The sequence below is a fragment of the Ramlibacter ginsenosidimutans genome, assembly GCF_016654015.1.
GTDB lineage: Bacteria > Pseudomonadota > Gammaproteobacteria > Burkholderiales > Burkholderiaceae_C > Ramlibacter > Ramlibacter ginsenosidimutans.
Genome location: NZ_JAEPWM010000010.1, coordinates 127,854 through 151,173 on the forward strand (window position 1 = coordinate 127,854; position 23,320 = coordinate 151,173).

The window sequence follows — 23,320 nt, forward strand, 5'->3', positions numbered from 1 at the left end:
GACGTTGTTCCCGCTTCAGCCGCCGCGACGGCCCTCGTAGGCTGGCGGTGAGCATCGCGAACCCCAGCGATCCAGCGTAGCGCAGCGAGCTGGGGTTCGCCTGCGGCTCACCACCAGCCTACGCTTTCCGCTTCAAGCCCCCAACACTGTGCCGATACGACGCACCGCAACGAACATTCTTTTGCCACACTCGGCCATGGCCTTTGCCCCGATCATCACCAGCCTGCTGGACACGGACCTCTACAAGTTCACCATGTGGCAGCCCATGCTGCACCGGCACCCGGAGGCGCGCGCGCTGTACCGCTTCGTGCTGCGCAACACGCCGCAATATCCGCTGGGCGATCTCGCCGACGAAGTCAACGCGCAACTCGACCACCTCTGCGCGCTGCACTTCCGCGAGGACGAACTCGCGTTCCTGGCGAGCCTGCGCTTCATCAAGCCGGACTTCGTCGACTTCCTGCGCATCTTCCACTTCCAGCGCGCGTTCGTGCGCGCCTGGGCCGAGGGCGATGCATTGCATGTCGAGGCGCGCGGTCCGCAGGTGCACGTGATGGGATTCGAGATCTTCGTGCTGGCGATCGTCAACGAGCTGCACTTCCGCCGCTTCGACCGCGAGCGCGCGTTGGCCGAGGGACGCAAGCGCCTGGCGGACAAGATCGCACAGCTGCGCGCCTTCGCGCTGGAGCCCCCGCGGGCGCACCCCTTCGAGTTCTTCGACTTCGGCGTGCGACGGCGCTTCGGCCGCGAGTGGCAGCGCGAGGTCGTCGCCACCCTCGCACGCGAGCTGCCCGCGTACTTCAAGGGCACCTCCAACGTGCTGCTCGCGCGCGACCTCGGGCTCGTACCCATCGGCACCATGGGCCACGAGTACCTGCAGACCTTCCAGGCGACCGGCGTGCGCCTGCGCGACTTCCAGCGTGCCGCGCTCGAGGAGTGGGTGCAGGAGTACCGGGGCGACCTCGGCATCGCGCTCACCGACACGGTGGGCATGGACGCGTTCCTCGCGGACTTCGACCTGTACTTCGCGAAACTGTTCGAAGGCCTGCGCCAGGACTCCGGCGATCCGGTCGCGTGGGGCGAAAAGGCGCTGGCCCACTACGACAAGCTGCGCATCAACGCGCACGACAAGCGCCTGGTGTTCTCCGACAGCCTGGACATCCCGAAAGCCCTGGCGCTCTATGGCCACTTCGGCGACCGCGTGGCCATGGGCTTCGGCATCGGCACCAACCTCACGAACGACGTCGGCCTCGCGCCGCTGAACATCGTGATGAAGCTGGTGGAAGTCAACGGCCAGCCGGTGGCCAAGCTGTCCGACGCGCCGGGAAAGACGCTGGCGACCGACGCGACCTTCCTGGCCTACCTGCGCCAGGTGTTCGGCGTGGCGTCCTAGTTCGCGGACGGGCGATCCGAGGCCGGCGCGCGCCGCAGGTGGTCGCGCACACGCTCGGCGTCGTCGCCCACGGCGGCAACGGCTTCCTTGACGCGCTTCTCGCTCACGTTGAAGTGGCGCGCCCAGGCGCATACGGCGTAGTCATAGCTCACGTCGATGCGTTCCTTGCGGTCGGAACGCTTGCGGTTCGGCGAAACGGCCATCGGTGCGGTACTCCGGGAAAAGGGACATGCTATGCAAGAGCCCGGCCGCGCAATGTAGGACGGTGGCCATGCGTTCATCAGCCATGCGCCAGGGGGAACACAATGCGCCCATCCCTCTCGTTCCTGGAGATCCAGCATGCGCCTCGCTCCCCTCGGCCGCACCGGCCTGTTCGTCTCGCAACTCTGCCTCGGCACCATGACCTTCGGCGGCAGCGACGGCATGTGGGGCAAGATCGGCACGCTGCAGCAGTCCGACGCCGAACGCCTGGTCGGGCAGGCCCTCGACGCCGGCATCAATTTCATCGACACGGCCGACGTGTACGCGGGCGGCGTGTCCGAGCAGATCACCGGGCAGGCGCTGCGCAACCTCAAGGTGCCGCGCGACCAGGTGGTGGTAGCGACGAAAGTATTCGGCGAGACTGGCTCCGGCCCCAACATGCGGGGCGCGACCCGCAGCCACATCCTCGACGGCGTGAAGCAAAGCCTGCGCCGGCTGCAGCTGGACCACATCGACCTGTACCAGATCCACGGCTTCGATCCGGCCACGCCGATCGAGGAGACGGTGCGCGCGCTCGACCAGCTGGTGCGCGACGGCCATGTGCGCTACGTGGGCGTGTCGAACTGGGCGGCCTGGCAGATCGTGAAGGCGCTGGGCATTGCGGAGCGCTGGGGGCTCGCCCGCTTCGAATCGCTGCAGGCCTACTACACGGTCGCCGGGCGCGACCTCGAGCGCGAGCTGGTGCCCATGCTGCGCAGCGAAGGCCTGGGCCTCATGGTGTGGAGCCCGCTCGCGGGCGGCTTCCTGAGCGGGAAGTACAGCCGCCAGCAACAGGCCGAGGCGGGCAGCCGGCGCACCGAGTTCGATTTCCCCCCGGTGGACAAGGAACGCGCCTACGACGTCATCGACGTGATGCGCGAGATCGGCAATGCGCGCGGCGTCTCCGTCGCGCAGATCGCGCTGGCCTGGCTGCTGCACCAGCCGCAGGTCACCAGCGTGATCGTCGGTGCGAAGCGCCCCGAGCAGCTGGCCGACAACATCGCGGCGACCGAGGTGCAACTGTCCCCCGAAGACCTCGGCCGCATCCACGCGGTGAGCAAGCTGCGCCCGGAGTATCCCGGCTGGATGTTCGAACGCCAGGGCGAAGCGCGGCGCCGGCAACTGCAGGACTCAGGCCGCGCCTGATTGCACCCGACGGGTCCGGCGTAGCTCGTAGGCTGGCGGTGAGCATCGCGAACCCCAGCGATCGAGGGTAGCGCAGCAAGCTGGGGTTCGCCTGCGGCTCACCACCAGCCTACGGCTTCTGCGGAAGCGGACACCCGAACGCAAAGATCACGCAATGGACGCAAGGAATCCAGAAATCTCTTCATTTGAATTTCTCTTGCGTCCTCTGCGAAACCTCTGCGCCCTCTGCGTCCGGTTGTTGGGTTTCCAGTTTTGGAATTCACCCGTGCAGCATCCACACCAACGCCGTGCCGCCGATCGAGATGAGCACGTGCCCGAAGGCGACGGTGCTGGAGTAACCGATCACCGCCACCGGGCTCTCCGAGCGCTCCTGCACGGCGGCGAGCCCGGCCGTCATCGTCTGGGCGCCCGCCAGCGCGCCGAGCAGCAGCAGCGGATTGAGTCCCAGCACGTAGCGCCCGACCAGCAGGCCCGTCACCAGCGGCACCAGCGTGACCACGATACCGCCGAGGAACACCGGGATGCCGACGTCGCGCAGTGCCTGCACGAACACGGGCCCGGCCTTCAGGCCGATCATGGCGACGAAGCCGGCGAGCCCTACGGACTTCATCAGGTCCATCGCATCCGCGCCCAGCAGCGCGAAGTTCGGCCGCACCGAATTGCGCCAGCCCACGGCCAGTCCCAGCAGCAGCGTGGCCACGCTGGAGCCGAGCGCGATGCGCACGTTGCCCACGTGGAAAGCGATGACGAGTCCGAGCAGGGCACCGACGAAGATCGCCAGCCCGAGCGCGACATAGTCGGTGCCACGCTGCTGCAGCACGTCGCCCAGTGCCGCCGCGACGCGGCGCACCGACGGCTCCAGGCCATGCAGTGTGAGCAGGTCGCCGCGGAAGATGCGCGTGCCGCGCGCGACCGGGATCTGCACGCCATTGCGCAGGATGGACTTCAGGAACACGCCGCGGAACTCCTCCTGCCCACCCGCGAAGTCCTCCAGGGTCCGACCCGACAGGGCGCCATTGGTGAGCACCACGTCGAAGGTGGCCGAGGGCACGTCGAGCAGCTCGCGGTCGAACACTTCGCGGCGGCCGTCGCCCGCCACGCGCAGCAGCGCCTCCTGGTGCCCGATGGCGCCGACCACGTCGCCCGCGCGCAGCACGAGGTCGCTGCGCACCGGCACGATCTCGCCGCCACGGCGCAGCCGCTCGATGAAGATGCGGTCCCCCGCCACGGCGCGCTCGACCTCCGAGACCGTGCGGCCCGCCGCAGGGCCGTCCGCCGCGAGCTCGTAGGCGCGCAATTCGAACATGTGCCAGGCGGAGCTCACGCCCTTGGCCTCGCGCTCCAGGCCCATCTCCTGCTCCAGCTTGCGCGCTTCGGCCTTCAGGTCGATGCGCAGCATCCACGGGCCGACGTGCGAGCAGAAGAGGATGAGGCCCACGGTTCCGAACAGGTAGCACAGCGCATCGGCCACCGGGATCTGCGTGATGAGACGCTGCCTCTCCTCGTCGGGGATCGGCAGGCTGCGGATCGCCTCGCTCGCCGTCCCGATCACGGGTGACTCGGTGAGCCCGCCGGACATCATGCCCGCTGCGTAGCCCAGCTCCAGCTTGAGCAGGCGCGCCATCGCGTAGGCCGTGAGCAGCCCCGCCGCCGGGATCACCACCCCCAGCGCCACCCAGCGCCAGCCGCCCTCGCGCACGCCGCGCACGAAGCCCGGGCCCGCCGAATAGCCGATGCCGTACATGAACAGCAGGAACAGCAGCGACTTGGCCGTGTCGGAGACCGGCACGTGCCAGAAGTACCCGATCAGCACGCCCGCCAGCAGCGAGCCCGTCACGGGGCCGATGCCCACGCCGCGGATCTTCCAGTTGCCGACCCAGTACCCCAGGCCGATGGCGAGGAAGACAGCCAGCTCGGCGTTCTTCTCGAAGTACGGTGCAAGCCACTCCATGTTCCGCCCCCTCCAAAGAAAAAGCGCCGGGGGGCCGCAAGCGGTCGCCCGGCGCCGGTCCGCGCTCGCCCTTACTGCGCGAGCACCATCGCGAAGTAGCCGAAGATCGTCAGCAGGATCCCCGAGACCGCATACGCGACCGGGAAGCCGATCCACGGCACCGTGCTGTTGATCTCCTTGGCCGCTTCGCGGCAAGGACCCGAGTGCGAACGCGCACCGGCGACGCCCCCCATCAGCACCGCGGGGTTGATCTTGAACACGTGGTAGCCGAGCGCCCAGACGACGAAGGGCGGGATCGTGCAGGCGACGAAGCCGACCAGGAAGATCTTCAGCGCCACCGCGCCGGTCAGCTGCGCCAGCAGCGAGTTGCCGGCGTTGATGCCGACGATCGCCACGAACACCACCAGTCCCAGGTCCTCCAGGATGTTGCGCGCCGCGTTCGGCGTGTTGCCGAAGAAGCGCAGCCGCGACTGCAGCGAGGACACGATCACGCCCGAGACCAGCAGGCCGCCGGCATTGCCCAGGCCCACGCTGGCGCCGAAGGCCGGGAACGAGATCGCGCCGATCAGCAGGCCCAGGATCATGCCCACGGACAGCGTCAGCAGGTCGGTGGCGGTGCTGGGCGTGGCGAAGCGGCCCAGCAGGGTGGCCGCCTTCGTCACCGCGTCCGGCAGGCCGGCGACGTACACCACGTCCATGCGCTGCAGCGTGGTGCCGCTGCCCGCCGGGATCGGCTGGCCGGCACGCTCGATGCGCGTGACCACCAGCTGGCCGGCCAGGTCGCCTTTGAAGGACCCGAGCTCGCGGTCGACGGCATCCTTGTTCGTCAGCAGGATTTCCGCCTGCGCGAGCGGTACGTTCAGCACGCGCGCATCGTCGATCTCGGTCCCGACCAGGCCGAGCTTGGTCGTCATGTCGGCGCGCGTTCCCGCGAGCGCGACCACATCGCCCAGCGCGAGCTTCAGGGACGGATCGGCGCCCAGGAGTTCGTCGCCCCGGCGCACGTTCAGCACGCGGTACTCCGGGTTCTGCTGGCGGAACTCGGAGATGGTCCTGCCGCCCAGTGCGGCGTTCTCCAGCTTGTAGGCGCGCGTGGCGAAGGGGCGGTAGCCCGTGAGCGCGACGTCGTCGACGTTGCGCACGCCGTGCTCGCGCTCGTATTCGAGCGCAGCGGCCTTGGCGTCCACGCCCCACCACTTGGGCAGGTACTTGCAGATCAGGATGATGCCGACCGTGCCCCAGATGTAGCTGATGCCGTACGACAGCGCGATCATCGCGGAGACCTGCTCAGGCGTGGTGCCCGGCGCAAGCTTCACCGCGCCCTGCGTCACCGCCTGTTCGGCCGAGCCGATGGCCGCCGACATGGTCTGCGAGCCCGCGAGCAGGCCGCCGGCGGCGCCGGTCGGCAGGCCGGTCCACTTCGCGCCGATGACCACCAGGCCCAGCCCGAGGACCGAGGAGATCACCGCGAGCAGCGTGAACGTCAGCCCGTCACCCTTGAGGCTGTTGACGAACGACGGGCCCACGCGCAGGCCGACACCGTACATGAACAGGTAGTAGAAGAGGCTCTTGGCGAACGTGTTCAGCTCCAGCTTCACGCCGTACACCGAAGCCCACGTCGAGAGGCCGCAGCCGATGATGATCGCGGCGGCCACCATCCCCAGCCCGTAGCCCTTGAAGCTGAACTTGCCGACCCACACGGCCAGGCCGACCGCGATGAACAACAGGGCGAACGGGTTGTTCGCCATCCATTGGAAGAACTCTTTCATTCGAAACTCCTAGACGGCTGCGTTTCTACAGGTCGGTGGCCGCGCCCTTTTTCGCGCGCTTGCCCAGCGAATCCGGCTTCAGCAGCTTCAGTCCCAGCGAAGCGTTGTAGCCATGGATCTCCTTCACGTCGAGCTTGCGCATGAACGTGATCGTGTCCGCCTCGATCACCTGGCCCGGCACCATGATCGGGAAGCCCGGCGGATAGGGGATGACGAAGTTGGCCGAGACCAGCGGCGGGCCCGAGCGGACGCGCTCGTCGATCTGCGGGTCCTGGAGCTTGATGTGCTCGCAGTCGTGCTCGCGGTAGGCAGTGAAGAACGCGGCGCGCATGTGGCCCTGGGACGTTCCGCTTTCGACGCTGTCGCGGAACGCGTCGTGGAAGCGGCTGAAGTTCGGCAGGTCGGGCACGTCCTCCATCAGCGACTTCACGCGTGCCGCGAACGCTTCCTTCTCCACCGCGTCGGCTTCCTGCAGCCGCTGCTCGACTTCACGCGCGCAGTCGGCCAGCACCTTCAGCAGGTGGGCAACGTCGCTGCGCGTGTTGTTGATGTTGGTCTGCACCAGGATGGAGTTGCGCGAGGTCTTGTTGATCTGCACGTCGTACTTCGACGCCAGCAGGCCCTTGAACTGCGTGCCGTCGTAGCCGGCGCGGCCGGTGACGACGGTCAGCCGCGTGGGGTCGAGCGCGAACTCGTCCTCCTCCCACGCGTCGATCACCTTCTCCCAGGTGGCGCCGCCGTTGGCGCGCCCGTAGTCCTCCACGCCGGAGGCGCGGAACTCCGCGGGCACCATCTCGCCGGGCGTGAGGATGTGGAAGTACTTGGAGATCATCGGGTGGCTGTTCACCTGCCGGCGCAGGTCCAGCGCCAGGTCGATGGCGTTCATCACCAGCTCGTAGCCTTCCAGTTCCATCTGCCGGCGCGCCAGGTCGAGCGACGCGATGATCTGCTGGTTGGGCGAGGTCGAGGTGTGCGTGTAGAACGCCTCGTGGAACTGTTCCTCCACCTTGTGGAAGTCCTGGTCGCGCACGGCGATCATCGACCCCTGGCGCAGCGCCGACATCGACTTGTGCGTGGAGTTCGTCTGGTACACGCGGATGCGCGCGGTGTCCGGGTCGGGCAGCAGGTGCGTGTCCAGCAGCGACGCGTCGTTCGGGTCCAGGTCCTTGCCGACCTTGCCCTTCATCTTCGCCTTCCACTCGTCGTAGCGCTTGCGGTACTCGGGCGAGCCGAGCATTTCCTCGAGCCGCTGGGCCGCGCCCATGGCGGTGCGCCGGCGGTGGAACGGCGAGAAGCGCGCGAAGCCGAACCAGGCCTCGTCCCACAGGAAGACCAGGTCCGGCTTGATCGCCAGGCATTCCTCCATCACGCGGCGGCAGTTGTACATGTGGCCGTCGAATGTGCAGTTCGTGAGGTCCAGCACGCGCGCCTTGTCCAGCTTGCCCTCGGCCTTGAGGGTCAGCAGCGCCTGCTTGATCGTGCGCAGCGGCACGGCGCCGTACATGGAGTACTCCACCATCGGGTAGGCCTCCAGGTACAGCGGCTGCGAACCCGCGAGCACCAGCCCGTAGTGATGCGACTTGTGGCAGTTGCGGTCGATCAGGATGATGTCGCCCGGCTGGCACAGCGCCTGTACGACGATCTTGTTGGACGTCGACGTGCCGTTGGTGCCGAAGAAGACCTTGTCGGCGCCGAACGCGCGGGCCGCCTTGTCCTGCGCGTCCTTGATGTTGCCTGCCGGATCCAGCAGGCTGTCGAGGCCGCCCGTGGTGGCCGAGGACTCGGCCAGGAACAGGTTGGCGCCGTAGAACTGGCCCATGTCCTTGATCCAGTTCGACTTGAAGATCGACTTGCCGCGCGCCACCGGCAGCGCGTGGAAGGTGCCGATCGGCCGGGCCGCGTACTTCTTCAGGTTGTCGAAGAAGGGCGTCGTGTAACGCTCGGTGATGCCGGCGAGGATGCTCAGGTGCACCTCCAGCAGTTCCTCCATCTCGTAGAACACGCGGCGCACCAGCCGGCTCTGCTCGCTCGTGGCGGCGGCTTCGACGCTGCGCTCGCTCACGAGGTAGATGTCCAGCTCGGGGCGGATCTTCTTGATCGCGCGGGCCAGCGACAGGCCGTAGCTGGTCGGCATGCCGTCGTCCTCGATGCCGAAGCGCTGCAGCAGCCGGCCCAGTGCGGTGAGCGCATGGCGTGACTTGTAGGGGAAGCCGTCGTACACCACGACGGCTTGCAGGTTGGTGTTGATGATCGCTGCGACCACCGCGTCCTCGAAGCTGCCCACGGGCACGGACTCGTAGATGAACGGGTCTTCCGGGCGGCGCAGCTTGTGCAGTTCGCGCGGCGAGGCACCGCTGCCGGCGCGTACGCTTTCGGGCGCGACGACCAGCAGTTCGAAATAGGGGCGTTGCGCGGCCTCACTGGCCAGGCCGGGCGGCAGCCGATCGGCGAAATTCGACTCGGCCTCCTCGTCGATGTTCCAGGCGCTCGGGTCGCGGCGGTAGGAGCCGGAGAAGATCGAGCTCTTGATGCGGTTCAGGGCGGTCGCCAGTCCCTGAGCGTCGCCGCCGGAGACCAGCTCGCGCACCGTGCGCATCAGGGCAGGACCGGGAAAGGCCCAGTACTGTTCGAGCGGCTCCAGCTCGTCCAGCAGCGTGACTATCTCCGTGGCCAGCTTGTCGCTGCTGCCGCGGCCCGCGCCCCACGCGTCGGCGCAGGCGGCGAGTTGGCTCCAGCGATCGCGCCGTGCGTCGGTGGCGGAAAAGAAATCGGCGAGCGAGAGTTCGCTGGGCTTGGCGGCGGCTTTGTCCTTGGCCATGAAATCCTCCAGGGAAACGGGACAGTTACTGCGGGCAGCAGGGAGCGTCCAGCGTAGGCCCGCCCCCTCGGAGCAGACATGGGGGAAAGGGGCAATCGCCTCCGTCCGGTTCCCGGTAGGCCCAAAGGGCAATTGGCCCGAGGCGGCGAGTGCGGCACCGTCGCAGGGGTATTACCCCCAAGAGCGGAGCACCTCATGACATCGCGACGCACCCTCGCCTGGGCGACGCTTCTGGCGCCGCTCGCGGCCCACGCCTCCTTCCTTTCCGGCGAGGCGTTGGACACGGCCGCCAACTGGCTCTCCTGGTTCATCATCGTCCTCGTGCCGGTCGTGGGCATCGCGGTGTTCCTGTTCATCCACGTGCTGCCGGAGAAGATCGCGGAGAAGCGGCACCACCCGCACAAGGACTCGATCAAGGTGCTGTGCATCCTGTCGCTGTTCTTCGGCGGCATGCTGTGGCCCTTCGCCTGGCTGTGGGCGTACACGCGGCCGGTCGGCTACCGCGCGATCTACGGCACCGACAAGCACGAGGACTACTACCTCGAACAGGGCGAACTCGCGCTGGAAGGCAAGCTGCCCTCCGAAGAAGTCGAGCACCTGCGTGACGAGCTGGCCGCCATGGACGGCAAGGGCCCGCTGCCGCCGAAGCTGCGGGTGCTGGCCGAGAAGCTGGGCGTCGAGCGCGTCAAGCCCTTGCCGCCGATCATTCCGATCCGCACCGCCGCGCCCGCCGAAACCGCCACCGGAGGGACCAGGTAATGGAAGTCCTGCTGCTCGGCATCTATTCGTTCTTCGTCTGGCTCATCTTTTTCAAGTTCAAGTGGCTGCCGTGGAACACCACTTCGCAGGTGATCGTGATCACGCTGCCCATCGTGGGCCTCACCGCCCTGATCCTCGCGCTGAACGCAGTGGCGCCGTCCTCGCATGACGTGCGCGTCGTCAAGTACTACGCCAACATGTCCTCGTACGTGCGCGGCCGCGTCGTGTACGTTGCCGAAGGCAACAAGCCGCTGAGGAAGGGCGACGTCCTGTACAGGATCGATCCGACGCCTTACCAGCTGCAGGTGAATGCGCTGGAAGCGCAGCTCGCCAACTCCGTGGGCAGCAGCAAGGAGCTGGAGGAACAGCTCTCCGGCTCCGTGGCGCAGGTGGCGCAATCGAAGTCCGCCATCGACCAGGCGAGCTCGCGCGTCGCGTCGGCCGCCGCCGACCTGGAACTCGCCACCAAGCGCGTCGCCCAGAACCGCGAACTGGTGGCCAAGGGTGCCGGCAACCGGTTCGACCTGGAACAGGCCGAGACCAACCTGCGCAGCGCGCAGAGCGCGATGGACAGCGCACGCAGCGCGGAGGCGCAGGCGCGCGGTGCCCTGGCTCAGGCGCTCGCGGGTGAGCGCCAGATCCGCCAGCGCATGGGCGCGAAGTCCGGCGGCGAGTGGGCGCAGATCGCGCAGACCCGCGCGCAGCTGGAACAGGCCAAGTTCGACCTGTCGCAGACCACCGTCGTGGCGCCGGCCAACGGCACGCCGATCAACGTGCAGCTGCGTCCCGGTGCGCTGATCGCGACGGCCGCCAACGCGCCGGCGCTCACGTTCGTGGAAGACGAGTTCAGCGTCATCGCGCTCTACGAGCAGAACGAGCTCACCAAGGTCAGGCCCGGCGACGAAGCGGAGATCGTGCTCGAGACACTGCCGGGCGAGATCATCAAGGCGAAGGTGGACTCGATCGTGTGGGCCCAGGGCCAGGGCCAGGTGGTCAACACCGTGGGCCTGCCGCAGACCGGCGCCGCCGGCCCGCCGCCCGGGCGCTTCCCCGTCAAGCTGTCGGTGGACCCGAAGTTCCGGGATGTCTTCTTCGCCGCCGGCGCGCGCGGCAACGCGGCGATCTACACCGAGCACGTCGAGGAGATCCAGATCCTGCGCAAGGTGATCCTGCGCATCAACACCAAGATCAACTACCTGATCCTGAAGCTGCACTGATGGACCGCTCTGCACTGCGCCCCCTCGCACTGGCGGCGGCCGCGGCGCTCGCCGGCTGCGCGCTGGTGAAGACGCCCGACGCACCGCAGCTGAAGGAGCTGTCGCTGCCCAACACACAGCTGCCGAGCCAGTGGACGGCGGCTCCGACACCGCCCGGACCCGTGGTGAACGGCTGGCTCACCGAGTTCCACGACCCCCAGCTGGAGAAGCTGGTCGCGGAAGCGATGACCTACAACCCCGACCTGCAGATCGCGGCCGCGCGCGTCGAGGCCGCCGAGGCGAGCGCGCGCGCGGCCGGCGCAGCCCTGTATCCGCAGGTGAACCTCGCCGGCCATGGCGGCGGCAAGCTGGGCGGCGATGGCAGCGGCGTGCAAGGCATCGGCCTGTTCGCCAGCTGGGAGCTGGACCTGTGGGGCCGCGTGCGCGCGCAGCGCGCCGCCGCGACGGCGCAGTACGAATCGCAGGTGCTCGACACCGCCTACGCGCGCCAGTCGATCGCCGCACTGGTGGCCAAGAGCTGGTTCCTCGCGCGCGAGGCCGCGGTGCAGCGCGCGCTCGCCGGCGAGATGATCAGCTCGTCGCAGGCGCTGGTCGACCTCTCGCGCGACCGCGTCCGCGTCGGCAAGACCGACGAACTCGAAGTGAGCCAGGCGGAGGCCAGCGCCCTCTCGTACAGCGACCTGCAGCTGCAGGCCGAGATCGCGCGCCAGAACGCGCTGCGCGCCATCGAGATCCTGGCCGGCCGCTACCCGTCCGCCACCGTCGAGCCCGGACTGACCTTGCCGGCGCTGCCGGGGCCCGTACCCGCCGGCCTGCCTTCGGAGCTGCTGGAGCGCCGCCCCGACGTGCGCGCCGCCGAGCGCCGCGTGGCCGCCGCCTTCTACCGCACGCAGCAGGCCCAGGCCGCGCGCCTGCCCACCATCTCGCTGACGGCAGGCGTGAGCAGCATCACGAGCGAGCTGTTCGTGATGAAGGAACGCGACAACCCGGTGTGGAGCGTGGGCGGCACCCTCCTGGCGCCCATCTTCAACGCCGGTGCGCTGCAGGCGCAGGTGGACGTGCGCACCGCCGAACAGAAAGCGGCGATTGCCGACTACGGCCGCATCGGTTCGCGCGCCTTCGGCGAAGTCGAAAGCGCGCTGTCGCAATCGTTCAACCTCGACACGCGCGCGGACGTGCTGGTGCGCGCCGTGCGCGCGAACGAATCGGCCGTGGGCTATGCGCGCACCCGCTTCGAAGTCGGGAGCTCGGACCTGCGCGGCGTGCAGCAGCAGCAGCTCGCCCTGCACGCGGCGCGCGCGACGCTCGCGCACGTGCAGGCGGAGCGCCTGATCCAGCGGGTGAACCTGCACCTGGCGCTGGGCGGCGGGTTCGAGCCGTGATGCCTGGGCGCAGAGGTCCGCATCCGTTTCATCGATCCGACTGCGCAGCACGCGCCAGCACCGGTACCGCACTCACCAGCGCTGCCGCCAGGATTCCCAGCACTGTCTCCACGAGCCGGTCGCGCGCGTGCTCCCACGGGTTCGCCGAGAAGCTCACGAGCACGATGCCGCTCACGTAGCCGGCCACCTTGGCGGCCGGGGGCCGGTTCATGAGCTGGCACAGGAACATGGGCACGAGTACGGCGCCGACCACGGCCAGCGCGCCGGGCTGCACGAACAGGGTCGCCACGCAGCCCGTTGTGGCACCGATGGCCGTGCCGATCAGCCGCGGGATCGCCAGCTTGCGGGTCTTCGCGGCGTCGATGTCCGTGACGATGACCGCGCTCACCAGGGCATACAGCGGACTGGCCAGCCCGAGCAGCATCGCCACACCCACGGCCAGGCCCGCGCCGATCGCAGCGCGCACCGGCAGGCGCAGGGCGTCGATGATGGGGATGGGAGTGCTCCTGGAACCGGAAGCACTCTAGGGCGCGCGCGGCGGGAGGCGAATGGGACCTTGGTCGGATCGGGACTGCGGATGATGAACGCGGGTGCCAGGCCCGCTCCCTACAGCAAGGCGGCTGCCGCCCGCGCTCCACGCTCCGCCACTCTCACGAGCGCGGCCACGGAGCGTACGCCGATCTTTGCCATGCCCCGCGCCCGGTGCACCTTCACGGTCTTTTCCGTGATATCCAGGTCGCCGGCGATCTGCTTGTTCAGGCGCCCCTCCATGACGAGTTCCACGACCTCCCGCTCACGGGGAGACAAGGTGTCGAACCTCTCCCGCACCTCCTGCACGGTCCGACGGTTCGCGCGATCCCGGGCATCCCGCGCCAATGCGGCTTCGACCGCGGCGAGCAGCTCCGTTTCGTCCACCGGCTTGCGCAGGAAGTCCACGGCGCCCCGCCGCATCGCCGCGGCGCAGGCCGGCACGTCCGCCAGGCCGCTGAGAAAGACGAGAGGTGGGCCCGCGTGCCGCCGGAGCAGTTCCGACTGGAGCGCGAGCCCGTCCATCCCCGGCATCGAGATATCGACGACGGCGCATCCCGCATCGTCATCGTACGACGCCAGGAATGCCTCCGCGTTGTCGTGCGGCACGACGACGAAGTCATGCATACGCAGCAGGCGCGCGACCGCGGTCAGCACCATGGGATCGTCATCGACGAAGTGAACCGTGCGCGATGTCCTCTCCGTCGCGCATTGCGCGCTGTTCTTCATGACTTCTGCTCCATTGGGCACCACAGCGTAGGACGGAGTGCCGCGGCAAGGCACGCATGCATGGCGCGATCGGCCAATTTGCTGGCGTCGTATGTCAAATGCCATCCTTTTGGGTACCATGGCTCGTGGCCAACCTCATTCGAAGTGCACCATTGGTCAAGTTCGCGGCCGCAGCGCCGGTGGTGCAAGTCGATGCCGCGCAAATCTTCCGACACGTCGGGGTCGACCCGCAGTGCATGGTCGCCGCGGACCTGTTCGTCCCCCAGGACTGCCTGACCAACGTGCTGGATGCCACGCAGCGGCGCACGGGCTTTGCCGGCGTGGGCCTGCTGGTGGGCGCGTCCTGGCGCATGTCGGACTTCGGCCCCCTGGCCCTGCTCCTGGAGCACCTGCCGACCTTGCGCCATGCCTTCGGCGAGTTCGAGCGCTATCGCCACCTGCGCAGCCAGACGATCACGATCCGCATCCAGGAAGCCGGCGTGCTGGCAGTCATCCAGATGGACGTGCGTTCGGACCGCGGCAAGGCGCCGGGGACGGCGGTGGAGCTCACGGTGGCTTCGCTGATGGCGCTGCTGCACTGGTTCCTGGGCCAGGGGTGGCATCCGCGCGAGGTTCGCTTCGCCCACAGCGCGCCGTCGGACCTCACGCTGCACCGGCGCGTGTTCGGGTGCAACGTGGAATTCGGATGCGACTTCGACGGGGTGGTCGTGCACACGGCGGACCTGGACCATCCCAATCCTTTTGGCGACGTCAACCTGGCACGCTACGCGAGGGAGTTCCTGGACCTGCAGCCGGCCGGCACCCGCGCACCGACGACGCTCGCCGTCCGGCGAAGCCTGGAGCTGCTGCTGCCGCAAGGTCGGTGCGCGGTCGAGCAGGTCGCGCTGCAAATGGGGACGACCGCCCGCACGCTGCAGCGTCGCCTGTCGGAGGAAGGCACGGACTTCTCCGCCCTGCTCAACGACTGCCGCAGCGCGCTCGCGCGCCGCTACCTCGCCGATGCTCGCTATCCCGTGGGACAGGTGGCGACGTTGCTCGGGTTCTCCGACGCCAGCGCATTCACCCGCTGGTTCGGCGCCCGGTTCGGCGCGTCCCCGCGGCAGTGGCGAAGCGAGGCAGGCAAGTGAGGCATCTCTCCCTCGACCTGCACGCGACGAGCAGGCGCTCGGCCTTGCTCCTGGCACTTGCTTCGGCGCTGCCGTCCATTTCCCCTGCGCGCGCTGCGGGATGGCCGGCCAAGCCCGTGCGTATCGTCATCGCGGCGCCTCCAGGGGGCGTTGCGGACATCATCGCCCGCCTGCTGGTCGACGACCTCGCAAGGAGGCTGGCCGCTCCCGTCATCGTCGACTACAAGCCCGGCGCCAGCGGAGTGATTGCCGTGCAGGACCTGCTGACGGCGCCCGCCGACGGCCACACCTTCCTGATGATACAGCGCGGCATCGCGACCGAAGTTCCGTTGGCCATGAAGGTGCGCTTCGACCCGGCGACGGACCTGCGCCCGTTCGTGCAACTGGCGCGCGCGGGATTGCTGCTGGTGGGCAGCTCGCGGCTGCCCGCGCGCACGCTCGCCGAGCTCGTTGCCGATGCGAAGGCGCATCCGGGAGAACTGCACTTTGCGGCCGTGGGTTTCGGGCTGCGTTCGCACACCCTGGGCCTGCAGTTCGCGAAGCTGGCCGGCGTCGATCTGCCCTTCGTGGCGTACCAGGGTGCTGCTCCCGCGCTGAAGGACCTCCTGGGCGGCCACGTTCCGCTCATGATCGAAGCGCCTCCCGTCCTCCTGCCCGCGATCGCCTCCGGCCAGGTCCGCGCGTTCGCAATCAATGCTCCCACGCGCTCGGACGTCCTGCCGGACGTGCCCACGTTCACCGAATCGGGCTATCCCCAGCTGGCGGACACCAGCTGGTTCGCGCTCTGGGCGCGGCCCGGCGTTCCCGATGCGGTGCAAGACACCGTGCGCAGTGCGGTGCTCCAGTTCCTGGAGCAGCCGACGACACAAGCCCGGCTCAAGGAGTTCGGCCTGGACCCCGGGTTGCCGCTGACCGCGGCCGAACTTGCACGCGACGTGCGGGAAGCGTCGGCGCTGCAGGCGCGGATCCTGCAGTCGATCGACTTCAAGCCGCAGTGACGGCGGGAGCGGCAGTGGCTCGCGCGCGGTCTGGGTAGCGTATGGGGGATGGGTGACGAGGAAGCGCCGGGGCGGCGCGGTCACCGTGGAGCGGGCGATGGGAATCGAACCCACGTCTTGAGCTTGGGAAGCTCAGGTCCTGCCATTGAACGACGCCCGCGGTTCAGCGGCGGATTCTAACCGGATGGACGAACGGAGGACTGACTGTGCGCCCTCCTCAAGAAGCGTTGGATGTTGGCCGCCGCGTCTCGGAGGCGCCTCGGCATCCAGCTCTCGTTAGTCCCATCGGGTCATTGGCACCCCTGAACCTCATCGATAAAGTGCCCCGCATGCTGACCCGCACAAGATGCCTCCTGCTTGCCGCTGCGGCGTTCGCTGGGCTGGCACACGCCGGGACCGTCGGCACCTGGTATGACGTCGACGACGTGGATGGTGCTTTCACCCTCACGTACAAGTCGAAGACCTACAACCTCAGCGCCACCCCCGCCTTGTACCTGGACGACCAGGTCTGGTACTACAACGCAAATCTCACGCCGCAAAGCCCCTCCGCCCTCGAGACGGTGGTGGAAAACCGCTATGGGCTGCTTGCGGGCAGCTTGAGCACCGTGGCCTATTGCGACAACGTCTCGACGGGTTCCTGCGTGAAAGCGACCGCGAAGAACGCGACGCTCAACGGCGTTCCGACGAGCACCTTCACCGCGACCACGCCGTTCGACTACCTGGCCATCCACCTCGGTAACGGCGAGCTGATCTTCCACTGGAGCCTGGCCACCAGCACCTTCACGCTGGCTGGAATGCCCACGGCCAGCATCAGCAACTACCGCGCATTCGTCGGGCCGCAGGTCCTCGCCACCCCGCTGCCAGGTGCTGCATTGCTGTTCGCTTCCGCCCTGGGCGGTGCCGGGTTCGTCGCACGCCGCCGCGGCAGGAAGCAGCCCTCCGCCGCCTGAGTGCGGGCGTGCAGGACTGCGCCTGTACGACGCTCTTGCTGCCCTGGCGCACAGCGTAGCTGACTCTCTCGCCTCGTCCGCCCCGCCTCCCTGATCGCAGTCTTGCGTACTGGCTGACCCGCGGGCACCGAAGAGCAGGCTCCGGGCACGTGGGACCATGGTCCGATGGTTCCTCCTGCGGCCCTCGGGTACATCGGAGTCTTCCGGCTCGAGGAGCATGCGATGAACGCCGAACAGGAACGACTGCGCCAGGCACGGGAAGCCGTGATGCCGTGGCGCAAGTGGGGCCCTTATCTCAGCGAGCGGCAGTGGGGCACCGTGCGCGAGGACTACAGCGCGAGCGGCAACGCCTGGGACTACTTCAGCCACGACCAGGCGCGCTCACGCGCCTATCGCTGGGGCGAGGACGGGCTGGCGGGCGTGTCCGACGACCAGCAGCGCCTGTGCCTCGCGCTCGCGCTCTGGAACGGCCGCGACCCCATCCTCAAGGAGCGGATGTTCGGGTTGACCAACAGCGAGGGCAACCACGGCGAGGACGTGAAGGAGTACTACTTCTACCTCGACTCGACGCCGACGCACTCGTACATGAAGTACCTGTACAAGTACCCGCACGCTGCCTATCCGTACGAGGACCTGGTGCAGACCAACCGTGCGCGCGGCCGAGGCGGCTTCGAATACGAGCTGCTCGACACGGGCGTGTTCGACCAGGACCGCTACTTCGACGTGTTCGTCGAGTACGCGAAGGCGGCGCCGCAGGACCTCCTGATGCAGGTGACGGTGTGCAACCGCGGCCCGGACGCCGCCGACCTGCACGTGCTGCCCACGCTGTGGTTCCGCAACACCTGGTCCACCGACGCCGACACGCATCGGCCCCTGCTGCGCGCCACCGGACCGGGCGCCGTGTTCGCGAGCCATCCTGCGCTCGGCACGTTCACGCTCGAATGCGAAGGTGCGCCGGACTTGCTGTTCACGGAGAACGAGACCAACAGCGAGCGCCTGTTCGGTACGCCCAACACGACGCCCTACGTGAAGGACGGCATCCACGCGTACGTGGTGCAGGGGCGCGCGGACGCGGTCAATCCGCAGCAGGTCGGCACCAAGGCGGCGGCGCACTATCGCCTGAGCGTCGGCCCCGGGCAGACGGCGACGCTGCGCCTGCGGCTGCACGAGGGCCCGGCCGCCAATGCGTTCAAGGATTTCACCGCGACGATGCGGGCTCGCCAGCGCGAGGCCGACGCCTTCTACGCAGAGACGCTGCCGAAGTCGCTCAACGACGACCAGCGCAACGTGATGCGCCAGGCGCTCGCGGGCATGCTGTGGGGCAAGCAGTTCTACCACTACGACGTGGAGCGCTGGCTCGAGGAACGCGGCGCGCGCCCGTTCGAGCACCGCGGCAAGCTGCAGCGCAACGAGCAGTGGGGGCACATGGTCAATGCGGACGTGATCTCGATGCCGGACAAGTGGGAGTACCCGTGGTACGCCGCGTGGGACCTCGCGTTCCACGTGCTGGCCCTGACGCTGGTCGACGAGGACTTCGGCAAGCAGCAGCTGGACCTGATGCTGCGTGCGCAGTACCTGCACCCGAGCGGCCAGATCCCCGCGTACGAATGGAACTTCGGCGACGTGAACCCGCCCGTGCACGCGTGGGCGACGATGTTCACCTACGGCCTGCAGGCCCGCCGCGGCGAGGCCGACCTGGACTGGCTGGAACGCATGTTCAGCAAGCTGTCGCTGAACTTCACGTGGTGGGTGAACCGCAAGGACCGCACCGGCAGCAACGTGTTCGAGGGCGGCTTCCTGGGCCTGGACAACATCGGCGTGTTCGACCGCAGCTCGCCGCTGCCGACCGGGGGCTACCTGGAACAGGCGGACGGGACCGCGTGGATGGCGCTGTTCTGCCAGGGCATGCTGGAAATGGCCGTCGAGCTCGCGCTCGCCCGCCCCGCGCATGCCGACATGGCCGTGAAGTACCTGCAGCACTTCCTGTTGATCGGCGCGTCCATGATGCATGCCGGCGAAGGCGCGGGCATGTGGGACGAGGAGGACGGGTTCTTCTACGACGTGCTGCGGCTGCCGGACGGCCGGGCCGAGCGCCTGAAGGTGCGCTCGATGGTGGGCCTGCTGCCGCTGTGCGCCGTGACGGTGTACGACGGCAAGCTGATGGCGGCGCATCCCGAACTGGCCGAACGCGTCGCGCAAGGACTGCGCGTGCGCCCGGCGCTGGCGGCCTTCATCCATGATCCGAAAAAGCAGGGGTACGCCGGCCGCCGCATGGCGTCGCTGCTGGACGAAGGCAAGCTGCGGCGCATGCTGGCGCGCATGCTGGACGAGAACGAGTTCTTCGGGCCGTGCGGCATCCGCTCGCTGTCACGCCACCACGAGGCGCATCCGTTCGTGCTGCACGCCGGCGGCCAGGAATACCGCGTGGGCTACCTGCCCGCCGAATCGGACAGCGGCATGTTCGGCGGCAATTCCAACTGGCGCGGGCCGGTGTGGATGCCGGTGAACGCGCTGATCATCCGCGCGCTGCTGCAGTACTACCGCTACTACGGCGACGAGTTCACCGTCGAATGCCCGACCGGCTCGGGGCACCGCATGACGCTGTACCAGGTGGCCGAGGAGCTGGGGCGGCGCCTGTGCAGCATCTTCCTGCGCGATGCGGACGGCCGCCGGCCTGTCTACGGCGGCGCGCGCAAGTTCCAGGAGGACCCGCACTGGCGCGACTTGGTGCTTTTCTACGAATATTTCCACGGCGACAACGGCGCGGGCCTGGGGGCCAGCCACCAGACCGGCTGGACGGGGGTGGTGGCGCGCATCATGGACCTGTTCGCCACGAACACCGCCGAGGGGTGGCTCGGCAGCGGACGCGAGAAGAGCTTGCTCCAGGCCTCGCGGACCGAGGCATCGCGGCGCGCGTGAGCCCCTGGCCGCAGAGCCGGCTGCCGCCCCACGAAGGCCATTCGGCCGTCCGTCATACGCTCTTGGCCGATTAGGAACATAATGCTGGTGCGTCAGGGCCGATAGCGGCTCTGACATTTTTTGCGATGATCGGTCAGTTTGCCTTTTCGAATCCACTCCCATGCGTTTGTGATTGCGTCCGGACTCCATCGCTACAACCACACCATGGAGTCCTCTTGGGCAACAAACTTTACGTGGGCAATCTGCCCTATTCTTTCCGCGACAGCGACATGGAACAGGCCTTCGGCCAGTTCGGCACCGTTCAATCCGCCAAGGTCATGATGGAGCGCGACACCGGCCGCTCCAAGGGCTTCGGCTTCGTCGAAATGAGCAACCCGGCCGAGGCGCAAGCCGCGATCGCCGGCATGAACGGCCAGGAACACGGTGGCCGCGGCCTCGTGGTCAATGAAGCCCGTCCGATGGAGCCCCGCACTGGCGGCGGTGGCGGCGGCGGCTACGGTGGTGGCGGCAACGGCGGCAACGGCGGTGGCTTCGGTGGCGGCAACGGCGGCGGACAACGCCGCTACTGATGGCCAAGGAAGAACTCATCGAGATGCGCGGGCGCGTGGAGGAAATCCTCCCCGACTCCCGATGCCGTGTGAAGCTGTCCAACGGCCACGAGCTCGTGGCCTATACCGGCGGCAAGATGAAGAAACACCGCATCCGCATCATCGCGGGTGATGACGTGACGCTGGAACTGTCGCCCTACGACCTCACGAAGGGGCGGATCATGTTCCGCCACCTGCCTGAGCGCAGGCCGTTCACGCCCGGCTCACGGCCACCCGTGCGTCGCTGAAGAGAAGCCCCGCTTGCGGGGCTTTTTTTATGGCGCGGCGCGGCCTAGCTCAGGAGGCCTTCGCCTGCTTGCCCTTCCGGTACTCCTCGACGCTGCGCTTGAGGTCCGTGTATTCCTCGCAAGGCAGAAAGCACAGCTTGTCCAGCGTCTTGAGTTCCTGCTCCGCCTTGGACAGGTCGCCGACCTGCAGGTAGGCCTCGCCCAGGTACTCGTGCGCGCCGCGGTGCTTCGGATCGATCTTCAGGGCCTTGCCGTACGCATCGAACGCTGGCTGCATGTGGCCCAGGCGGCGCTGCGCATGACCGAGTTCGTTCCAGGCGTCGGCGTCGTTGGGCTCGCGCTGCGTATACGTGCCCATGCGCGCGACCACCTGATTCCAGTCCTTGCTCTTCACCGCGGCCATGCCGGCTGCGTAGTCAGGGTCCTTGCTGCGGGCCGACGGAGGCGCTTCGTCCCCGCCGCCGCCGGCCGCCAGCGCGGCGACGGGCCAGGCCAGGACGAAGCCGCAGGCAATCGCGACCAGGTGATGCTTCATGGAAAGCTCCTCGTGCGGGATGGGCAGGGGAGCTTAGTCCTGCCTCCGCCGCCGCGCATCCATCCCCACCAGGCGGCGAGGGGCAAGGAATAAACGCGTCCCGCGCGGCGTTCATTGGGGTCCGCCGCCGGCTTGGCCCGGTTCGCCGGCGGCAGCCGCGCGATTGCGCGATGCGCCTGCGTGCGTACACTGCATCGACACCCGCCGGCTGGCGCCGGTCGCGAGGATCACCACGATGCGCCGACGCGCCTTGTCCGCCCTGCCCTTGCTGTTGCTGGCCGGCTGCGCTTCGCTCTCGGCGCTTGATCCCCTGCGGGTGCAGCTCGCCGGCCTGGAGCCGCTGCCGAGCGAAGGACTCGAGCTGCGCTTCCTGGCGAAGCTGCGCGTGCAGAACCCGAACGCGCAAGACGTCCCCTTCAACGGCGTGTCCGTCGAACTCACTCTGCAAGGCAATGCCGTTGCTTCCGGCGTGAGCAACGCCAGCGGCACGCTGCCCGCGTACGGCGAGGCAGTGCTGGACTTGCCGGTGAGCCTGTCGGCCGTGAGCGTGGCGCGCACCGTTCTCGACTTCATCCTGGGCAAAGGGTCGCCCAGCATCGAGTACGCAATGCGCGGCAAGCTGGGCACGGGCTGGGGTGCGATGCGCTTCGAGTCGCGTGGACAGGTGGATATGACGGGCGGGCTGGGCGCGCAGAACGACGTGCAACGGAGCGTCCCGCCCGTTTGAGATTCGGGGTCGGCGCGCCGGGCGCGCGTCTCAGGCGGCGGCCGGCGCCAGGCGCTCGCTGCGCAGCGCCACCGTGAACGCGACCTGCGACAGCGCCGTCGCCGTCACCATCACCGTCAGTGCGGACAGCGCCGGGTCGTGCCCCAGTGCGGCGAGCGCGGTGCAAATGGCGCCGATGCCCATCTGCGCGCACCCATAGAGGCCCGCGGCGGCGCCCACCAGGCGCGGCTCCACGCTGATGGCCTTCGCCAGCGCCGCGGGGCTGGTCATGCCGGAGCCGCAGGTGAAGAACAGCATGACGCCGATCGTGTTCATCACGTCCAGGCGCCCGAGCAGCACGATGGCCAGCAGCACGATCGCGGCGGCCAGGCTCAAGGTGTTCCCGATCCGCACCAGGCGCCCCGCCGGGATCGTGCGTGACAGCCGGCTCGTGAGGGCGTTGCCGACCGCCATGCCCAGCACCATCAGTCCCGCATAGAGGCCGACCAGCTGCACGGGCTGGTGCAGCTCGTTCACGAAGATGAAGGGCACCGCGGCGAGGAAGGCATACACGCACGTGGTCGCCGATCCGCCGCCCAGCGCGAAGCCGGTGAAGCGCGGCGACGACAGCAGCTCGCGGTAGTCGCGCAGCAGCGGCTTCACGCCCAGGCGGCCGCTGGGCGCCCAGGTTTCGGGCAGCAGGCGCCAGGTGAACCAGAGCGTGATCGCGCCGCCGACGGCCAGCAGCAGGAAGATCGAGCGCCAGCCGAAGCTCGCGGACAGCGCGCCGCCGACCATGGGGGCGAGGCCGGGGCCGATCAGGATCATCAGGTTCAACAGGGCCAACTGGCGCACGGCGGAGTCGGCGTGCGTGGTGTCGCGCACGATGGCGCGGCCGAGCGCGAGCCCGGCGCAGCCACCGAGGGCCTGCACCAGCCGCGCCGCGAGCAAGGTGCGCAGGCCCGGCGCCACACCGGCGGCGACGCTGCCCACCGCATACAGCGAGAGCCCCACGATCAGCATGGGGCGGCGGCCGAGCGCGTCGGACAGCGGTCCGTAGAACAGTTGCCCGAGCGCCAGGCCGGTGATGTAGATGCTGATGGCCATCTGCATCTCGCCCGCGGTGGTGCCGAGGCCGCGTGCCGCGGCGGGCAGCGCGGGCACGAACATGTGCATGGCCATGGTGCCGCTCAGGGTGATGAGCACCAGCAGCCAGAGGGGCGGAGCGGCGCGGCCGTTCGAGTCGCCGTGGCCGGGGGAAGTCACGCCGTCATTGTAGGGACCGTGGTGCGTGCGGGCCGCGCGCGAACGAAAGACTTCC

The 23,320-nt window shown here is 68.5% G+C and carries 19 protein-coding genes, 1 tRNA gene and 1 pseudogene; 12 read left to right on the top strand and 9 right to left on the bottom strand.

The window, feature by feature from the left end:
* Window positions 1–196 precede the first annotated feature (196 nt).
* On the top strand, window positions 197–1,390 hold the full coding sequence (gene pncB, locus JJB11_RS20630) for a nicotinate phosphoribosyltransferase (protein ID WP_201175939.1): 1,194 nt from the start codon (window positions 197–199) through the stop codon (window positions 1,388–1,390).
* On the opposite strand, the gene JJB11_RS20635 is transcribed toward pncB, so the two are convergent.
* Window positions 1,387–1,593, bottom strand: a complete 207-nt coding sequence (locus tag JJB11_RS20635) for a DUF3606 domain-containing protein (protein ID WP_201175941.1) — start codon at window positions 1,591–1,593, stop codon at window positions 1,387–1,389. The genes pncB and JJB11_RS20635 overlap by 4 nt on opposite strands.
* A gap of 136 nt (window positions 1,594–1,729) precedes the next feature.
* On the opposite strand from JJB11_RS20635, the gene JJB11_RS20640 reads away from it, so the two are divergent.
* A complete protein-coding gene (locus tag JJB11_RS20640) occupies window positions 1,730–2,776 on the top strand; it encodes an aldo/keto reductase (RefSeq protein ID WP_201175943.1) in 1,047 nt (348 codons plus the stop codon).
* 259 nt (window positions 2,777–3,035) lie between these two features.
* Here the strand turns inward: JJB11_RS20640 and JJB11_RS20645 are convergent, their stop codons facing one another.
* The 3 genes from JJB11_RS20645 to JJB11_RS20655 all read right to left on the bottom strand — a co-directional run bounded on the left by JJB11_RS20645 (window position 3,036) and on the right by JJB11_RS20655 (window position 9,314).
* Window positions 3,036–4,727 carry an aspartate-alanine antiporter-like transporter gene (locus JJB11_RS20645; RefSeq protein ID WP_201175945.1) on the bottom strand — a complete coding sequence of 564 codons (1,692 nt, stop codon included), beginning with the start codon at window positions 4,725–4,727 and terminating at the stop codon, window positions 3,036–3,038.
* Between the two features lie 71 nt (window positions 4,728–4,798).
* Complete coding sequence (locus JJB11_RS20650) at window positions 4,799–6,496, bottom strand: aspartate:alanine exchanger family transporter (protein WP_201175947.1); 1,698 nt, start codon at window positions 6,494–6,496, stop codon at window positions 4,799–4,801.
* 25 nt (window positions 6,497–6,521) lie between these two features.
* On the bottom strand, window positions 6,522–9,314 hold the full coding sequence (locus JJB11_RS20655) for an aminotransferase class I/II-fold pyridoxal phosphate-dependent enzyme (RefSeq protein ID WP_201175949.1): 2,793 nt from the start codon (window positions 9,312–9,314) through the stop codon (window positions 6,522–6,524).
* A gap of 195 nt (window positions 9,315–9,509) precedes the next feature.
* Between JJB11_RS20655 and JJB11_RS20660 the strand changes: the two genes are divergently transcribed.
* The 3 genes from JJB11_RS20660 to JJB11_RS20670 are packed head-to-tail and all read left to right on the top strand — an operon-like array spanning window position 9,510 to window position 12,672.
* A complete protein-coding gene (locus JJB11_RS20660) occupies window positions 9,510–10,073 on the top strand; it encodes a DUF3302 domain-containing protein (protein ID WP_201175951.1) in 564 nt (187 codons plus the stop codon).
* Window positions 10,073–11,290 carry an HlyD family secretion protein gene (locus JJB11_RS20665; RefSeq protein ID WP_201175953.1) on the top strand — a complete coding sequence of 406 codons (1,218 nt, stop codon included), beginning with the start codon at window positions 10,073–10,075 and terminating at the stop codon, window positions 11,288–11,290. The genes JJB11_RS20660 and JJB11_RS20665 overlap by 1 nt, the downstream gene beginning before the upstream one ends.
* On the top strand, window positions 11,290–12,672 hold the full coding sequence (locus tag JJB11_RS20670) for an efflux transporter outer membrane subunit (protein ID WP_201175955.1): 1,383 nt from the start codon (window positions 11,290–11,292) through the stop codon (window positions 12,670–12,672). Before JJB11_RS20665 ends, JJB11_RS20670 begins: the two co-directional genes overlap by 1 nt.
* Window positions 12,673–12,700: 28 nt before the next feature.
* Here the strand turns inward: JJB11_RS20670 and JJB11_RS20675 are convergent, their stop codons facing one another.
* On the bottom strand, window positions 12,701–13,138 hold the full coding sequence (locus JJB11_RS20675; RefSeq protein ID WP_201175957.1) for an FUSC family protein: 438 nt from the start codon (window positions 13,136–13,138) through the stop codon (window positions 12,701–12,703).
* Between the two features lie 140 nt (window positions 13,139–13,278).
* Window positions 13,279–13,929, bottom strand: coding sequence for a response regulator transcription factor (locus tag JJB11_RS20680; RefSeq protein ID WP_201175960.1), 651 nt, complete (start codon window positions 13,927–13,929; stop codon window positions 13,279–13,281).
* A 152-nt stretch (window positions 13,930–14,081) separates the two neighbouring features.
* Between JJB11_RS20680 and JJB11_RS20685 the strand changes: the two genes are divergently transcribed.
* Both JJB11_RS20685 and JJB11_RS20690 read left to right on the top strand, forming a co-directional pair.
* On the top strand, window positions 14,082–15,056 hold the full coding sequence (locus tag JJB11_RS20685; protein WP_201964986.1) for an AraC family transcriptional regulator: 975 nt from the start codon (window positions 14,082–14,084) through the stop codon (window positions 15,054–15,056).
* A 116-nt stretch (window positions 15,057–15,172) separates the two neighbouring features.
* Entirely contained in the window at window positions 15,173–16,054 is an 882-nt protein-coding gene (locus tag JJB11_RS20690) for a tripartite tricarboxylate transporter substrate-binding protein (RefSeq protein ID WP_201964987.1), read from the top strand.
* A gap of 86 nt (window positions 16,055–16,140) precedes the next feature.
* Here JJB11_RS20690 and JJB11_RS20695 read toward each other — a convergent pair.
* Window positions 16,141–16,214 (bottom strand) — tRNA-Gly (locus JJB11_RS20695).
* Between the two features lie 169 nt (window positions 16,215–16,383).
* On the opposite strand from JJB11_RS20695, the gene JJB11_RS20700 reads away from it, so the two are divergent.
* The 4 genes and pseudogenes from JJB11_RS20700 (at window position 16,384) to infA (ending at window position 20,758) form a co-directional block, all read left to right on the top strand.
* Window positions 16,384–17,004: a hypothetical protein gene (locus JJB11_RS20700; protein ID WP_201175964.1), complete on the top strand. Its 621-nt coding sequence runs from the start codon at window positions 16,384–16,386 to the stop codon at window positions 17,002–17,004.
* A 222-nt stretch (window positions 17,005–17,226) separates the two neighbouring features.
* Window positions 17,227–19,923 (top strand): MGH1-like glycoside hydrolase domain-containing protein, encoded by a 2,697-nt coding sequence (locus tag JJB11_RS20705; protein WP_201175966.1) that lies wholly within the window; start codon window positions 17,227–17,229, stop codon window positions 19,921–19,923.
* 215 nt (window positions 19,924–20,138) lie between these two features.
* Window positions 20,139–20,477 (top strand): annotated as a pseudogene (locus JJB11_RS26450) (RNA recognition motif domain-containing protein); the annotation flags it as partial.
* Window positions 20,478–20,491: 14 nt separating this feature from the next.
* On the top strand, window positions 20,492–20,758 hold the full coding sequence (infA, locus tag JJB11_RS20715) for a translation initiation factor IF-1 (protein WP_201175970.1): 267 nt from the start codon (window positions 20,492–20,494) through the stop codon (window positions 20,756–20,758).
* 49 nt (window positions 20,759–20,807) lie between these two features.
* On the opposite strand, the gene JJB11_RS20720 is transcribed toward infA, so the two are convergent.
* The gene (locus JJB11_RS20720) at window positions 20,808–21,293 is read right to left on the bottom strand and encodes a tetratricopeptide repeat protein (RefSeq protein WP_201175977.1); all 486 of its coding nucleotides are present in this window, start codon (window positions 21,291–21,293) and stop codon (window positions 20,808–20,810) included.
* A gap of 235 nt (window positions 21,294–21,528) precedes the next feature.
* Between JJB11_RS20720 and JJB11_RS20725 the strand changes: the two genes are divergently transcribed.
* Entirely contained in the window at window positions 21,529–22,020 is a 492-nt protein-coding gene (locus tag JJB11_RS20725) for an LEA/WHy family protein (RefSeq protein ID WP_201175979.1), read from the top strand.
* Window positions 22,021–22,050: 30 nt separating this feature from the next.
* Here JJB11_RS20725 and JJB11_RS20730 read toward each other — a convergent pair whose 3' ends face one another.
* Window positions 22,051–23,265: a Bcr/CflA family efflux MFS transporter gene (locus JJB11_RS20730; RefSeq protein WP_201964989.1), complete on the bottom strand. Its 1,215-nt coding sequence runs from the start codon at window positions 23,263–23,265 to the stop codon at window positions 22,051–22,053.
* Window positions 23,266–23,320: the final 55 nt, after the last annotated feature.